Origin of the sequence: Sphaerisporangium sp. NPDC005288 (assembly GCF_040607475.1) — a bacterium.
GTDB lineage: Bacteria > Actinomycetota > Actinomycetes > Streptosporangiales > Streptosporangiaceae > Sphaerisporangium > Sphaerisporangium rhizosphaerae.
Genome location: NZ_JBEXGT010000008.1, coordinates 96,333 through 111,629, shown reverse-complemented (window position 1 = coordinate 111,629; position 15,297 = coordinate 96,333). Strand labels below are relative to the sequence as shown.

At 74.9% G+C, this 15,297-nt stretch carries 13 protein-coding genes and 1 riboswitch; of the genes, 1 reads left to right on the top strand and 12 read right to left on the bottom strand.

Features of this window, described 5'->3' with window-relative positions:
* Positions 1–54 precede the first annotated feature (54 nt).
* Positions 55–180, bottom strand: a riboswitch (cobalamin riboswitch).
* 86 nt (positions 181–266) lie between these two features.
* Positions 267–1,832, top strand: a complete 1,566-nt coding sequence (cobG, locus tag ABZU32_RS10560; protein ID WP_354919966.1) for a precorrin-3B synthase — start codon at positions 267–269, stop codon at positions 1,830–1,832.
* A 223-nt stretch (positions 1,833–2,055) separates the two neighbouring features.
* Here the strand turns inward: cobG and ABZU32_RS10555 are convergent, their stop codons facing one another.
* From ABZU32_RS10555 to ABZU32_RS10500, 12 genes are all read right to left on the bottom strand, one after another.
* Positions 2,056–3,312 (bottom strand): cobalt-precorrin-5B (C(1))-methyltransferase, encoded by a 1,257-nt coding sequence (locus ABZU32_RS10555; protein WP_354919963.1) that lies wholly within the window; start codon positions 3,310–3,312, stop codon positions 2,056–2,058.
* Positions 3,313–3,444: 132 nt separating this feature from the next.
* Entirely contained in the window at positions 3,445–3,621 is a 177-nt protein-coding gene (locus tag ABZU32_RS10550; protein ID WP_354841143.1) for a hypothetical protein, read from the bottom strand.
* 41 nt (positions 3,622–3,662) lie between these two features.
* A complete protein-coding gene (locus ABZU32_RS10545; protein ID WP_354919960.1) occupies positions 3,663–3,842 on the bottom strand; it encodes a hypothetical protein in 180 nt (59 codons plus the stop codon).
* A gap of 51 nt (positions 3,843–3,893) precedes the next feature.
* Positions 3,894–4,076: a hypothetical protein gene (locus ABZU32_RS10540; protein WP_354919957.1), complete on the bottom strand. Its 183-nt coding sequence runs from the start codon at positions 4,074–4,076 to the stop codon at positions 3,894–3,896.
* A gap of 24 nt (positions 4,077–4,100) precedes the next feature.
* A complete protein-coding gene (locus ABZU32_RS10535; protein WP_354919954.1) occupies positions 4,101–4,271 on the bottom strand; it encodes a hypothetical protein in 171 nt (56 codons plus the stop codon).
* A gap of 30 nt (positions 4,272–4,301) precedes the next feature.
* Positions 4,302–4,487, bottom strand: coding sequence for a hypothetical protein (locus ABZU32_RS10530; protein WP_354919952.1), 186 nt, complete (start codon positions 4,485–4,487; stop codon positions 4,302–4,304).
* A 93-nt stretch (positions 4,488–4,580) separates the two neighbouring features.
* On the bottom strand, positions 4,581–4,763 hold the full coding sequence (locus tag ABZU32_RS10525) for a hypothetical protein (RefSeq protein WP_354841130.1): 183 nt from the start codon (positions 4,761–4,763) through the stop codon (positions 4,581–4,583).
* Positions 4,764–4,821: 58 nt separating this feature from the next.
* Positions 4,822–6,987, bottom strand: coding sequence for a peptidase domain-containing ABC transporter (locus ABZU32_RS10520; protein WP_354919949.1), 2,166 nt, complete (start codon positions 6,985–6,987; stop codon positions 4,822–4,824).
* 85 nt (positions 6,988–7,072) lie between these two features.
* Positions 7,073–10,366 (bottom strand): type 2 lanthipeptide synthetase LanM family protein, encoded by a 3,294-nt coding sequence (locus ABZU32_RS10515; protein WP_354919946.1) that lies wholly within the window; start codon positions 10,364–10,366, stop codon positions 7,073–7,075.
* Between the two features lie 130 nt (positions 10,367–10,496).
* Positions 10,497–13,442 (bottom strand): AAA family ATPase, encoded by a 2,946-nt coding sequence (locus tag ABZU32_RS10510; RefSeq protein ID WP_354919943.1) that lies wholly within the window; start codon positions 13,440–13,442, stop codon positions 10,497–10,499.
* A 41-nt stretch (positions 13,443–13,483) separates the two neighbouring features.
* On the bottom strand, positions 13,484–13,729 hold the full coding sequence (locus ABZU32_RS10505) for a hypothetical protein (protein ID WP_354919940.1): 246 nt from the start codon (positions 13,727–13,729) through the stop codon (positions 13,484–13,486).
* Positions 13,719–15,044 carry a lanthionine synthetase LanC family protein gene (locus ABZU32_RS10500; protein ID WP_354919937.1) on the bottom strand — a complete coding sequence of 442 codons (1,326 nt, stop codon included), beginning with the start codon at positions 15,042–15,044 and terminating at the stop codon, positions 13,719–13,721. Before ABZU32_RS10500 ends, ABZU32_RS10505 begins: the two co-directional genes overlap by 11 nt.
* Positions 15,045–15,297: the final 253 nt, after the last annotated feature.

The following is a 15,297-nucleotide window of genomic DNA, read 5'->3' as shown; positions in this document are numbered from 1 at the left end:
GCACATCCTCACTCGGGGTCCGCGCCCCGGGTCGTGGGTCCACACGGCGGCCTGGAGTCTCCTGGCTTCCGGATCGACGCATCACCCCGGCCTTCCCGCCCGTTGCCGGGCCGTGGCCTTGGTGGGGTTGACTCCCCGGTGACAGTGGCGGGACCGCGCCGGACTCACACCGGCTTCCTCCAGTACCGTCGCCCTCCATCAGATCATGTCGTCCGACTTATTGCGAGATGTCGTTATTGCGATCAGCCGGGGTTACCATCCTCACCGTGGCCGCCGCCGACTTCTCCACCCCCGCGAGCGCGAACGAAACCATCCGCCCGCCCGGCCAAGTCCCTCCCGACGGCGCCGGTTCCCCGGCCCGCCCAGCCGACAGCGCCGGTTCCCCGGCCCGCCCGGACGGCGGCGCCGCTTCCCCGTCCCGGTCGATCGGCGGCGCCGGCTCCCCGGCCCGGTCGCGGCCGGACGCCTGCCCCGGGGCCCTGCAGACCCATACGGCGGCGGACGGCGCGGTCGCCCGCCTCCGGACGCCGGGCGGCCTGCTCACCCCCGACCGGCTGCGCGTCATCGCGGACGCCGCCACCACGTGGGGATCGGGCGTGATCGAACTGACCTCGCGCGCGAACGTGCAGGTGCGCGGGCTCGGCGAGGCGGACGGCCAGGCGTTCGCGGACCGGATGGCCGCCGCCGGGCTGCTGCCCTCGGCCACCCACGAGCGGGTGCGCAACATCCTCGTCGGCCCACTGTCCGGCCTCGACGGGCGCGGCCTCGCCGACGTCATCCCCCTCGTCCGCGCGCTGGACGACGCCGTGCTCGCCCGGCCCGCCCTCGCGGAGCTGCCGGGCCGTTTCCTGTTCGCCCTCGACGACGGCCGCCGCGACCTGCTCCCCCTCCACGCCGACCTCACCCTCCTCCCCACCCGGCCCTCCCCCGTCGCCGGCTACACAGGGGCCGGGAACGAACCCGGTCCGGGCGGGTCCATAGAAGCCCGGGACCCGGGGCACGGGGCGGGCATCGCCGGATGCGTGCTGCTGCTCGCCGGGCAGGACACCGGGCTGCGGTTCCCCCTTGCCGACGCGGTGCCCGTGATGGTGGCCGCCGCCGAGGCGTTCCTGGCCGAGCGGACCGCCCAGGGCACCGGCGCATGGCGCGTCGCCGAACTCATCGACGGCCCCGCCGCGATCACCGCCCGCCTCACCACCGGCACTCCCCAGGTCTTCCCCGCCATCCGCACCGGCCCGGACGCCGCGACGACGGATACGGCCGGGCGTACGGACACCGGGAAATCTCCCGGGATCGTCGTCATGGCGGACGGGCGGGTGGTGCTGGTCGTCCTGGCCGCGCTGGGCCGACTCACCGCCGCCCAGGCGCACGCGGTGGCCGAGGCGGCCGACGCGGGAAGCGCGGAGGTCCGGCTGACCCCGTGGCGCACCCTCGTGATTCCCGGCATCGCGCCTGCCGAGGCCGCGGCGTGGACATCCCGCCTGGCCGCCGCCGGGCTGGTGACCGACGCGGCATCCTCATGGGCCGGAGTCACGGCCTGCACGGGCCTGCCGGGCTGCGCCAAATCGCTCGCCGACGTCCGGTCCGACGCGACCCGGGCCACCTCGCACCCGCCCCCCGCCACCGGACCGGCCCTGACCGGACACCGGCCGCTCCCCGTGCACTGGGCGGGATGCGAGCGTCGCTGCGGACGCCCCGCCGGCCCGGCCGTACTGGTGACCGCCACCCCCGACGGCTACCACGTCGAGTCCCCAGGCACCTCCGAACACCACACCACCCTCCCGGCCACGGCCACCGCGGTCGCCAGAGCACGCACCGGCGACCATCGATAGCACGTGACAGAGGGACGCCTAGTGCGCTGTCCACGAACGTTCACCGGCTCGGGCGCCGTAACAGGCGCCGGCATCGCCGTACCACGACCCGCCGACCCGGCGCCGATCACCTCCAGCACGTGGCCGGAGGTGGAGAGCCGCGCCCAGTGAACGCACGTGGACACCGCACCAGATCCGGCCGGGGGTAGAGAACCGTGCCCGGGGAACGTATGTGGTCACCGCACTAGGTGCGGCCGACGATGGTGCCGGCTCTGTCGATGACGATGACGTCGACCTCCACCGGGGCGCCGCGCAGGACGTCCAGGGCGGTGGCGCGGGCGCGGGCGGCGATCAGGTCGCCGAGGGGCACCCCCGCCTCCCGGCAGAGGGTGAGGGCCTGGAGGGCGGTGTTGGCGTCCCGCACCCGGGCCGCCAGCGCCTCGTCGCCGCCCGCGCCGAGCACCATCGCCGCCAGCGCCTCGGTGCTGACCTGCGAGCGGCCCGAGTGCAGGTCGAGATGCCCGTCGGCGAGCTTGGACAGTTTGCCGACGCCCCCGGCCACGGTGAGCCGGGGGACGGGGTGGCGGCGCAGGTACTTCAGGACGGCGCCCGCGAAGTCGCCCATGTCGAGCAGCGCGTCCTCCGGCAGCCCGTACAGCTCGGCGGCGACCCGCTCGGAGGTGCTGCCGGTGCACGCCGCCACGTGGCGGTGCCCTGCGGCGCGGGCGACGTCCACGCCGCGCCGGATGGTGTCGATCCACGCCGAGCACGAGTAGGGCACCACGACGCCCGTGGTGCCGAGGATGGACAGGCCGCCGAGGATGCCGAGCCGGGGGTTCCAGGTGCGGCGCGCAAGCTCCTCGCCGCCGTCCACGGAGATCTCGACGACCACGTCGCCGGCGGCTCCGTGCGCGGCGGCGACGCGCGCCACGTGGGCGCGCATCATCTCGCGGGGCACCGGGTTGATGGCGGGCTCGCCCACCTCCAGCGGAAGGCCCGGCTTGGTCACGGTGCCGACTCCCGGCCCCGCGCGGAAGGTGACCCCGGTTCCGGGGCCGCCTCGCCGCACGGCGGCGCGGATCAGCGCGCCGTGCGTGACGTCCGGGTCGTCCCCCGCGTCCTTGACCACTCCGGCCCTGGCCTCCCGATACGGCCGGGCATCCTGACCCTCCGCGGTCCGTCGAGGCTCCGCCGTCCCCTGTCGCCCCGCCGTCTCTCCAAGGCCGGCGGTCCCACGTCGCCCCGTCGCCTCCCCAGGGGCGGCGGTCCCGTCCCGTCTGGCCGCCTCGCCGTGCTGCGGGGGATGTCCGTCCTGCGGGGGTGTCACGTGAGCGGGGATGAGTTCCTCGGTGGCCAGCGCGAACGACGGGCGCTGCCCTCGGGGCAGGACGATCTCCACCGGGTCGGGGAACGTCCCGGTGAGCAGTGCGGTGTAGGCGGCGGTGACCGCCGCCGTCGCGCACGCGCCGGTCGTCCACCCATACCGCAGCCCAGTGCTCATGGGTCAAGAATGCACATCCCACGAACGGGCCCGCCGCGCAGGGCCACCCGGGCCGGCTTCTCCCCGTTCGCCAGGGCACATGGCCGGATCCCGCCCGGTGAGCGGACCGGGCGGGATCGGCACAGGGTCGGGTCAGATGCAGAAGCCCCAGGTCGGCTTGCAGCAGCCCCAGGTGAACGCGCCCTCGGTGGCGGGTTCCCGGCCGCCGACGATCCGCTCGTCCAGCGTGATCTCGCCGGCCGGGTGGTCGAGACCGGCGACGCGGGCCTGCGGGTTCTTCCACTGACGGATCAGCTCGTTGTCGGACATTTCATGACTCCTTCGATGACGAGGCCGAGATGCGGTGACGCCTACACGGGGCAGGAGAGAGTGCGGGTGGCGCAGCAGCCGATGCTGATGAAGAACTCGGTCTGCGGAGGCATCCCGCCGACCACCTCCTCCTGCAGGGCGATCTCCCCGGCCGGGTGGTCGAGGCCGGCGACGCGGGCCTGCGGGTTCTTCCACTGACGGATCAGCTCGTTGTCGGACATGAGGGAACTCCTTGTCGATGAATCGGTGGGGATGAACGGGGTGTGGGCCTGCTAGCAGAGGTCCACGGTGCAGCATTTGTGGGAGATCACCGGCGGCCAGGTCTCCTGCGGCATGCCGCCGACGACGTGCGCGAGGCCCTCGTCGACGTCGATCTCACCGGCCGGGTGCGCGACCCCCCTGGGGCGGACCCGGGGGTCCTTCCACTGACGGATCAGTTCGTCGTCGGACGACATCGCGCGGCTCCTTCGGTACTCGGGTCAGCCGCAGTAGACGCCGGTGGGGCAGCAGCCCCAGGAGGCGATCGCCTCCGTCGCGGGCGGCATGCCGCCGACCAGCTCGTCCAGGCTGATCTCACCCGCGGGGTGGACCAGGTCACCGGTACGGGCCTGCGGGTTCTTCCACTGACGGATCAGCTCGTTGTCGGACATCTCATGACTCCTTCGGCTACGTCGTGGCGATCAGAAGCCGCCGGCGCAGAACGCGTCGGTGGGGCAGCAGCCGAGGGAGAAGGCGTACTCGGTCCTGGGCGGCCGGCCGCCGACCACGCGGGTGTCGTCCAGGGCGATCTCCCCGGCCGGGTGGTCGAGGCCGGCGGTGCGGGCCTGCGGGTTCTTCCACTGACGGATCAGCTCGTTGTCGGACATGGTGTGACTCCTTCGTTCAGATTTCGGTGGAGGGGGACCGCGCCGGACGGTGCCGGCCGGACGGGCCCGCGGTGCCGCGGGCCCGGGGGCGGCTCAGATTCCGCCGCACCACAGACCGGTGGGGCAGCAGCCCAGGGAGGCGATCCACTCGGTCACCGGCGGCCGGCCGCCGACCACCTGCTCCTCGGTGAGGGCGATCTCCCCCGCCGGGTGGTCGAGGCCGGCGGTGCGGGCCTGCGGGTTCTTCCACTGACGGATCAGCTCGTTGTCGGACATGACGTACTCTCCAGTTCGTTGGTGTGTGTACGGGCGCGCCGGGGCCATCCGGCGCGCTTCACGCGTTCAGGGCCTCGACCCGCGGACGGGGCTCGGCGTCCAGTGCGAACAGCTCCCGGTAGGTCCCCTCTCGTGCGATGAGCTCCTCGTGCCTGCCGCGCTCGACGACGCGGCCGCGGTCGAGCACGAGGATCTGGTGGGCGTCGCGGATCGCGCTCAGGCGGTGCGAGATGACGATCCGCGTGACCTCGAGCCCGGACAGCGCCGCGTCGACGCGGCGTTCGGTCTCGGGGTCGAGGTGGCTGGTGGCCTCGTCGAGGATGAGCAGACGGGGCTTGTGGACCAGGGCGCGGGCCAGGGCGACCCGCTGCCGCTGCCCGGCCGACAGCGCGGCTCCGGCCTCGCCGACGAGCGTGCCGTATCCCATGGGCATGGCGACCACGTCGTCGTGCAGTCCGGCGATGCGGGCGGCGCGCACCACCTCCGCCTCGGTGGCGTCCTCCCGGCCCAGGGTGAGGTTCTCCCTGATGGAGCCGTTGAAGAGGTTGAGGTCCTGCAGGACGGCGCCGCAGCGTGACCGCAGGTCGTGGACGTCCAGGTCGGAAAGGTCGTGCCCGCCGTGGCGCACCGTGCCCGCGGTGGGGCGCAGCAGGCCGAGGACCAGCAAAGCGATGGTGCTCTTGCCCGACCCCGTGCGGCCGACGATGCCGAGCTTGTCGCCGGGCTGGACGGCGAAGGCGAGGCCGGACAGGACCGGCGGGCCGTCGGACTGGTAGTGGAAGACCAGCCCCTCGACCTCGACGCCGCTCGGGGCGTCCGGTGCCAGGCGCACCTGACCGCTGGGCTCCTCGTCGGCGTCGACGATGTCGTACACCCGCTCGATCTGGCTGCGCAGCATCGGATAGCTCTGGCCGGCGCCGGCCAGTCCCTGGATCGGGGCCAGCACCGCGAGCGCCACCGTACTGGCGGCGAGCGCCGTGCCGATGGTCATGGACCCGTTCAGGACCAGCGCCAGCCCGGTGAGCAGCAGGAGCAGGGGGGCCGCGGTGGTGAGGGCCTGGTGCAGGGCCTCCAGGCCGGCGGTGATCCGGCCGCGGACGGCCAGGGCCGCGCGGTACCGGTCGAACAGGCCGGCCCAGTGCTGCTCGGCACGCTCCTCCACCCCGTTGGCCTTGACCGGGATCACGGCCTCCAGCGTCTCGGTGAGATAGCTCTGCTCCTCGGCCTTGGCCGACAGCTCGCGCTGGTAGACCGCCGCCGTCCGCGGGGAGAGCCGCACCACCAGCAGCACGTGGACGCCGCCCAGCACCACGACGACCGGCACGTACCCGGGGGCGAGCACGGCCAGGCCGATCAGGTAGCCGGTGAGCAGCGCGGCGTCCAGCACCATCGTCAGCAGCCGCTGGGTGACGGTCTCGCGCGTGGTGGAGACGCTGCCGAGCCGGGCGAGCAGGTCGCCCCTGCGGCGCTGGATGAAGAACGACAGCGGCAGCCGCAGCATGTGGCGGATCAGCCGCCGCCCGAGCGTCGCCTCGGCCCGGACGCGCAGGCCGAGCACCACCAGCTCGCGCAGCAGGGTCATGGCGCCGGCCAGGACCGTGGTGCCGGCCACCACGATGGCGAACACGGGCAGGATGTCGGCCCGCCGGGCGGGGACGAAGGTGTCGACGACCTGCTGGGTGGCGATCGGCAGCACCAGCGCGAGCGTCTTCAGCACGACCGCGCAGGCCAGCACGACGCCGAGCAGGCCGCGGCTGCCGGGCAGCGCCACGAAGTCGCGCAGGTAGCGCAGCATGAGCCACTCGCGCATGGGCGTGCGCCGCCGCGTGAAGTCCGGTCCCGGCGTCACGCGGACCAGCACGCCGCCGTAGCGCCGGTCGAAGTCCTCCCTGCTCTGCCAGAGGCGGCCGGCTCCGGGGTCGGCGATGCGGACGCGCCGCGCGGTGACCCGTTCGACGACGACGAAGTGGTGGTCGGCGAGGTAGGCGATGACCGGCTCGTCGGTGCCGTCCAGGTGCGCCACCCGCTCGGTCCGCGCGTGCAGGCCCATGCGGGGGGCGGCGGCGATCAGGTGGGCGGCCGACACCCCGTCGCGGCCGATGCCGAGCAGTTCCCGGCATTCGGCGACCCTCGTGTCGCGGCCGTGGAAGCTGGCGATCATGGCGAGGCAGGCCGCGGCGCATTCGGTCGAGGTGAGCTGGTGCCGCAGCGGAACCCTGGCCATCAGCGATCCCTCCCGACCGGCGATCCGCACGGCGCCCCGGCCATCGGCGCCCGCTCCCGGCGGGGCGCCTCGTACGGCGACCTGGTCATCGCTGGTCCTTTCCGGCGGGGGCCTCGAACAGGAGCACTGAGGGGATCTGGTCGGGCAGGGCGAGCCGGAGCAGCCCGTGCCCGATGCCGGCCAGCCCGTTCATCAGGCCGGGCGTGTGCGGGCCGGGCGCGCCGCAGCGCGGGCCGTGGCGCTCCAGGTCGTCGAGCACGCGAGCCGTGCGGGCCGTCAGCAGGCCGGCCACCTCCGGCCGGTCGCGGGTCCGGATCAGCAGTTCGAGGTTGCCCAGCTCGCCGTGGCAGAGGCTGTGGTTGGCCATGGGCCCGTGCGCCGCCTCGGCGGCCAGCGCGAGGCCGAGGTCGGCCCGCACCTGATCGACGTGCGTCGGATCGGCGGACACCCGGCCGGCGGTCGTCAGGCCGGTGGACGTCAGGTCGGTGGACGTCAGGTCGGTGGACGTCAGGTCGGAGAACGCCCGGGCGGCGGGGGCCAGAGCGGACGTCCGGGACAGGCCGATGCCGGGGGCGCCGTGACACCAGGCGTGGAGGGTGTCGCCGGGGCCCTGCCCCGTGCGGAAGTCGGGCCAGCCCCGCAGGTCCGGCCGGTAGTGCTCGCTCTCGTAGGCGAAGGCGGCCAGGGCCATCTCGCGGGCGCGCGGGTCGCCGCCCGCCTCGGCGTAGCGGCACAGCGCCCACCCGATGCCGGCCGCGCCGTGCGAGAAGCCGGTCAGCGGCAGGTCGCCGCACATGGGCGTCCGCCAGGCCATGCCCGCTCCGATGGGGATCGCGGTGGTGAGCAGGCGCTCGGCGCACGCCTCCGCCGTCCGCCAGGCCGCGTCCGATCCGGTGGCCCGGTGGATCGCGAGCATCGTCGCCAGGGTGCCGGCGGCGCCGCCGATGACGTCCAGGACCTCGTCGTGGCCGGCCGCCTTGGCGCACGCCTCCACCAGGTCCTCCACCGGCCCCGCCAGGCCGGGCTCGCCGAGCAGGCCGGCCAGGTGCAGCAACGCGTACGCCACGCCGCCCAGCCCGGTGAACGCCCCCATGACGCCCTGTTCCGGCGGGTCCTGCGCGAGCCGGGCGAGGGGGACGACCGCGCGGCGGGCCAGACCGGCGTACCGCTCCCGGCCGGTGACGGCGGCGCACTGCGCCAGGAACAGCGCCACCCCCGTGTAGCCGCCGTACAGCTCGAAGGACAGCGGCCGGGGCATCCAGTACTTGTCCTCCACCAGGTCCAGCCCGAGCCAGTTGACCCGGCCGTCGTCGGCGCAGGCGTGCCGGTCGATCAGGTCGGCGATGTCCTGGGCGGCGGCGACCAGCCGGTCCCGGTCCGCCGGACCACCGCCGGCGGGCGCCGCGGACGCGGCGCCGGTGACGACGCCGGTGACGACGCCGGCCAGGCCGGTGCGGTCGCGGGAGGCCATCGACGCGCGGATCACCCATTCCTGACGGCGCCGGTCGGCCTCGCCCATGCCCTGGATCTTGCGGACGGCGCGGCTCAGGCCGGACTCGGGCAGCACGCCGCGGAGCCGGACGCCGCCGGAGGTCCACAGGTCGCGGCCGCCGGGACGGGTCGTGAAGATCGGGATGTCGCCGGCCCAGAGGTCCGCGGTCTCGTACTCGGTCATCCGCTCGCGGAGCGGGTCGCCGCCGGACAGCGCCCAGAGGTGGTCCAGGACGCGGTCGCGGTCGAGGCCGTGACGCAGCACGTCCGGGTGGGTGGACTCCATCATCAGCTTGCCGTAGGTCCGGGTGGCGCGCGGGACGACCCGCACCTCGTCGTCGGCGAAGACGGCCAGCAGTCCGGTCAGGCCGGCGGCGTCCGCGACGATGGCCTCGTAGGCCCGCCCGAACCCGGCCAGGATGTCCTCGACGTGGTCGGCGGGGTCGGCCTCGTCGTCGCCGACGCGCGGGCGGTTGCTCACTCCCGGGAAGGTCGCGTGGTCGCGGACCAGCCGCATCTCGTCGGTGCCCTGGCCTGCCCACGCGGGGCTCTTGACGGGCATGGTGGCGTCCTTGTCGCCGCCCATCCCGGACAGGTCGATCACGCCGTTCTCGCCGAGCATCAGGTCCGGGAGCAGGCCGCTGCGGCTCACCGAGGCCTCCAGTGCCCGCGCCGCCGGGTCCGCCATCAGGCCGTCGAATCCCGCGCCCGGCACCACGGGGTGCAGCAGCGCCTCCAGGTCGACCAGCACGGGCTGGTCCCCGCAGGCGATCAGGTTCTCGCAGTGGAAGTCGGCGCCGTCCAGCGCGTGCAGCAGCGCGAGCAGCGCGCCGAGCCGGTGGTAGTAGCGGCCGACCTCCTCCTGGTCGCGGCACGGCAGGTGCGGTGCGAACTCCACCCAGCCGTACGCGCCGCGGTCCAGCACCGCCAGGCGAGTGAGGCCGAGGCCGGCGACGCGTTCGTTGAGCCGGCCCAGCGCGTCGTTGAAGTGGCGGTGGACGGCCTGCGGGCGCGGCTTGTACACCACCCGCGCGCCGCCGTCGAAGCCCAGGACGCTCACCGACCGGCCGCCCTGGTGGGTGTCACCGCCGGCGGCGGCCGTGGTCAGCGGGCCGGGGTCGGCCCCGCCCAGCAGCGTGCGGACGATCTCGTCGCGGTCGGCCGCGAAGCGTGCGAGCATCTCGCCGCGGGTGGCGGCGAACCGGTCGGCGGTCTCGGCCAGCAGCCTGGCCAGCACCGGGTACTCCTCGCACAGCGCCGCCAGCGCCTCGGGCCGCCGGAAGTGCCGGACGAACCCGGCGAACCGCTCCTCGGGCGTCTCACCCGACAGCCGCCGGGCGACGCGCATGACGTTGAGCTCCAGGACCAGCGTCCGCGCCGCCAGCGCGGCCAGCCGCTGCCGCAGCTCCCCGCCCCAGCCCGCCAGCAGCGCCTCGGCTTCGACGGCCGGTCCGCATTCGGCCAGTGCGGCGGCCAAGTGCCGCAGCGCGCCCTCGGCGAACGGCGCCACGACCGCCGTGAACCCCTCCCCGGCCGGCGCCGTGTCCGCGGCGGCGACCGCCTCGGCGGCCTGCCCGGCCCAGGCGGGACGGCCGGCGCGGCCCGCCAGCGCGGCGGGCTCCTCGTCGAGCAGCGCGGCCAGTTCCTCGACGCTCAGCCCGGCCGCGGCCAGCCGCCGCTCGAACCGTCCGTCGTCCAGCGGCCCGTGGGCGTCGCGCCACTCCCGCAGCCGCCAGCGCGCGGTCTCCCCCGTCGTCTCCGGCGGCCGGCCGGCGGGAGGGTGCCCGCCGGCCTGGTCCAGCCGCTCCGCCAGCGTCAGGCCGTCCGCCCACCACGCCGGGCCGAGCCCGGCGGGCGCCGCCCGCGACGTCTTTCCGTGTCCGCTCATGACAAGCACTGTGCCGATCCGCGGCGCGCGTCACATGCGGGCGGCGCCCCCAAATTCCCGGGGTCTCGTGGGGGCGCGGTGGGGGCTCACGGGAGTGTCATGGAGGCGTCGGCCGCGTCAGCTCGGCGCATCAGCTCGGCGCATCAGCTCGGCGCATCAGCTCGGCGGCGTGCTCGTACAGGGCGGCGCGGTCGGGCAGGCCCGTCTTGTGCAGCAGGCTCGCGACGTGCTTCTCCACCGTCCGGGGTGAGATGAACAGCCGCTTGCCGATGTCGACGTTGCCGCGCCGTTCGGCGAGCAGGGTCAGCACCTGGTACTCCCGAACGCTGACGCCCTGGCCGCGCAGCCGGCTCGGCACCTGCTCGCGTCCGGTGCGACGCTGCGACACCGCGGCCCCCGCCTGGCGCAACATGGCCCGGCAGGCCCCGGTGACGGCGGGGATGCCGGCCTGGTGGAAGTACTCCTCGGCGGTGCGCAGCCAGACCAGCGGCTCTCCCCAGCCGTCGGCCAGGGCGGCCTCGGCGACCAGCCGCAGCCCGAGGTGCCGGGCGAGCGGGAACGGCCGGCCGTTCTCCGCGGCCGCCGCGAACGCGGCGAGCGCGCCGTCCGCGTCGCCGTCGCGGCCCAGCAGCACCGCGTCCGCCAGGTGGAGGAAGTGCCGGTTCCAGGCCAGCTCGGCGGCCGAGGTGGCGTCCGCGGCCCGCCATTCGGCGCGGCCCGCCCGCCCGGCCAGCACCTCCATGAGCACCCCGATGCCGTACCTGCCGGTCAGGTAGTAGACGGTGGGGTTGCGCTCCTCCCAGTCCCGCGCCTTGGCCAGCATCTCGGCGCACAGGTCGCGGTCCTCCTCCAGCAGGGCGCACGTGGCCTGGCACAGGCCGTGGACGACCGGCATGTGCAGGCTGTTCTCCCCTCCCCACCGGCGGAACCGCTCCAGCGCCAGCTCCATGTCCGCGCGCTTGGCCTGATGGGCGGCGAGCGTGGCCTGGGCGAGCAGAAGGTACTGGGTGTAGGCGGTGTGGCCGAGGCGGATGGTCGTCTCGACGCACGGCACGGCCAGCTCGTGGGCCTCGCCGTACTCGCCGCGCAGGACCGCCATCATCACCAGGGAGGCCTGGGCGGTGTGGACCAGGCTGATCGCGCCGGCCCGCTCCGCCGCCCTGCCGACCTCCTCCAGCCGGTCCCGTTCGCCGGTGCGCAGGGCGTGGTTGGCGGCCAGGCGCACCATCGCCCGCAGCTTCCACAGCCTCAGCCCGTGGGCGTCGGCGATGGTCAGCACCCGGGTCAGGCACCGGTCGGGCTCGTCGAACCCGCGGACCCGGGAGAACAGCGCCATCCGCTCCCACGCCTGGCAGGCCACCTCGGGGAGCGGGACGCGCTCGGCGACCTCGGCCGCCCGCCGCACGAGGGTCTCCGCGGCGGCCATCCGCTGGGGGCTCTGCTGCAGCACGCCGTGGTCGGGGACGATGAGCTGGGCCTCGATCACGTCGATGGCGGCGGCCCTGGCCTCGTCGGGGCCGATGTCGAGCAGCCTGCGGACCGCGGCGACGTGCGCGAGGCCGTCGGCGGTCTGGCCGATCTCGGCGGCCACCCACGCCAGCTTGGTGCGCAGGTCGATCTCGTGCGGGATGGTCATCGCCAGGTCGCCGGTGATCGGCAGGTCCTTGGCGAGCGCGTAGGCGCGGTCGGCCTCCCCGCTCTCGGTCAGCGCGTGCAGCAACCCCTGGATGGCGCTCGCCCGCAGGTCGGCGGGGGCGGAGCCGAGCATGCCGTAGGCGCGGTCCAGCAGCGTGACGGCGAGGTCGGCGGCGCCGTCGCCCAGCAGGCGGCGACCGGCGTCGGCCAGCAGGCCGGCCGCGCCGAGCGCGTCCCCCGCGCTCAGGCGCAGGGTGGCCGCCATCTGGCACCACTCCCCGGGCAGCCCGGGGTGCAGGCGCTCCAGCGCGTCGGCCGCGCCGCGCGCGATCAGCTTGCGCTCGGCCGGGATCAGCGCGGACAGCAGGGCCTCGGCCATCAGCGCGTGGCGGAAGGCGTACCAGTCGCTGGCGGAGTCGTCCGGTGTGATGAGCCGCGCATCGGTCGCCGACCGCAGGAAGGCCATGACCTCGCGGTCGTCCAGGCCGGCGGCCTCCTGGATCACCGGGACCGGGAAGCGGGAGCCGAAGATCGCCGCCGTGTGCAGCAGATCCCGGGCCGAGGGGCCCAGGTGCGCGGCGCGCAGGGTGATGCTGCGGACGAGCGTGGTCGGCACGTCGATCGCGGGGTCGCCGTTCAGCCGCCAGCGCCGGCCGTCGCGCTCCAGGGCGCCGACGCCGGCCATGGCGGCGAGCAGTTCCTCGACGATGAACGGGACGCCCGCGGTGTCACGTTCCAAACGGCCGACCAACTGGCGGGGCAGGTCCTCCCGCGAGACGTCCAGGCAGGCGGCCGTCAGGCGTGCGAGCTGGTCGGGCGGCAGCGGCGCCAGGTCGATGAGGCCCGCGGTGCGCCGCAGGTGGCACGACTCCGCGACGGCGCGGGCGGGTCCCGCGTGGCTGCGCAGGTTGGCCAGCAGGAGGGCGGGCGTCTCGGCGAGGTTGTCGGCCAGGTACTCCACGACGGCGAGCGTGTCGGCGTCCGCCTCGTGCAGGTCCTCCAGGATGAGCAGGCAGCCGCCGTCCCGCCCGATCACCGCCAGCAGGCGCAGGATGGCCTCGGCCAGGACCACCACCGACTCCAGGTGGCCGGCGATCCCCGCCCGCCGCCACTCCGGGACCAGCCTGGTCAGCGCCGGCAGGTAGGGCGCCAGCGCGGGGTCGTCGGGCGGGGGGTTGGTCCTGCTGTAGGAGAGCAGCGCCTCGCATAACGGTTTGAAGGGGATGTCCGCGCTGACGTTCCCGCCGCGTCCCCGTAACACTGTCATTCCGGTGTCGAATGCGCGATACGCGCATTCGACGGATAGGCGGGATTTGCCTATCCCGGGGTCACCGAGCAGAAAGACCGCGCCGCCCCGGCCCTGACGGGCGGCGGACAGGCACCGGTCGAGTTGTTCGGTTTCGCGCTCACGCCCGACCAGAATGGGGGAGGTGAATGACATGACGACAGGTTATCTGCCGCCATGTCACGAAATATGGGCTTTTAGCAGGTGCTGACGGTGACCGGGAGGACGGTGTCGTCCCCGCCGGCGGCCAGCACGACGCCCGCCGCGGTGTCGGGCGAGCCCAGCACGAGCGTCGTCCCGGCCGTCAGCCCGGCCAGCACCAGAGCGCGGGTCACCGGGGAGACCCCCGCCAGCCTGATCATGATCGAGCCGGCCGGACGGCCCACCCGCTCCTGCCAGGACGCGGCCGGCCCCCCGGCGGTCTCACGGTTGTCACATTCCACGGATCTCTCCTTCATCAGCGGGCCGCAGCAGCAGCACCGACGTCGTTGTTTCCGGAAGGGCCAGCCTGAGCAGTCCATGGCCGATGCCGGCCAGGCCGTCGAGCAGGCCCGGGGTCGGAGCGTGGCGGGGAGTGCCGCACCGCGCTCCATGAGTGTCCAGCGAGGCCAGCAACCTGCCGGCGTCCCGGCGCAGCTCACGCCGCGCCGAAGCGTCTCCCCGCCGCGCCGGCGCACTCAACGCCTCCAATCGCCCCGTCTCGCCATGGCACAGACCATGACCGCCCAGCGTCCTCCCGGCCGACCTTGAGGGGCCGCCCGCCGGGACGCCGGCGCCTGTGTGCCCGCCCGGCGAACCCGCGGGGCCCATGGGCGCGCCCGTCCAAACGCCGGCGCCCATGGACCCGCCGGACGAGACGCCGGTGCCTACCGGCCGGCCTGACGGGACATCCGCACCCTTGGACGCGGAGCCGAAGCCACCGGGGAGGGACGCGTCGCCTCCATCGGCTGTGCGCCCCACGCCGGCCGTGTCGGCCATGTCGGCTCTGTCGGCCGTGTCCGCCAGGGCGAGGCGCACACCCGCCGCGCCGTGGCACCAGGTGTTCTCTTCGGGCGCCCGTGCCCGGGCGTCCGCGAGCAGGCGAGCCCCCACCTTGCCCCCCGCATCGCCGCGCCCGTACCTGGCCAGCGCCCATCCGACGCCGGCGGCGCCGAAGGCGAACCCGGGCGGCAGGTCCGCCGAGGGCGCCGCCGAGGTCAGGCGCTCGGCGCACGCCGCCGCCACGCGGCCGGCCGGCGCCGAACCCGTGGTCTGCCGGACGGCGAGCATCGCGGCCAGGCATCCCGCCAGGCCGTCGTGGACGTCCAGCGGCGCCTCGTCGGTGACCGCCGCACCAGCGGCCTCCACCGCGGGCGCGACCCAGCTCGTCACCTCGGAGTCGCCGAGCAGGAGGCCGAGCTGTGACAGGCCGAACGCGATGCCGCCGAGCCCGCCGAAACCGCCGCACCCCACCGCCCGGAGCAGCTCCGGGTTCGCGCCGATCTGCTCCAGCAGCCGCGGGATGGGACGCACCGCCATCCGGGCGACGTCCATGTAGCGGGAGATCCCGGTCGCGCGGCTCGCCTGGGCCAGGAACAGCGCGACGCCGAGGTAACCGCCGGCCAGCCCGCCGCCCAGCGGCATGACCATCCAGTGGCCGTCTTCGACGGGCTCCAGGCCGAGCCAGTTCACCGTGCCGCCGTCGCGGTGGGCGGTCGCGCACAGGCGGTCCGCGATGCCGCGCGCCGCGGCGACGAGCGCCTCAGGATGGGGCACCATCGCCTGGGACGGCGCCCCTGGCGACTCCCCCGGCACGTGCCGCCCACCGGCCCCCCGGCTCCCCGGCCCCGGCCGCCCGTGAGCCATGCCGTCCTCGGACGCTCGACGCCCGTGAGCCATGCCCTCCTCGGACGCTCGACGCCCGTGAGCCATGCCGCCCTCGGACGCTCGACGCCCGTGAGCCATGCCCTCCTCGGACGCTCGACGCCCGTGAGCCATGCCGCCCTCGGACGCTCGTCGCCCGTGAGCCATG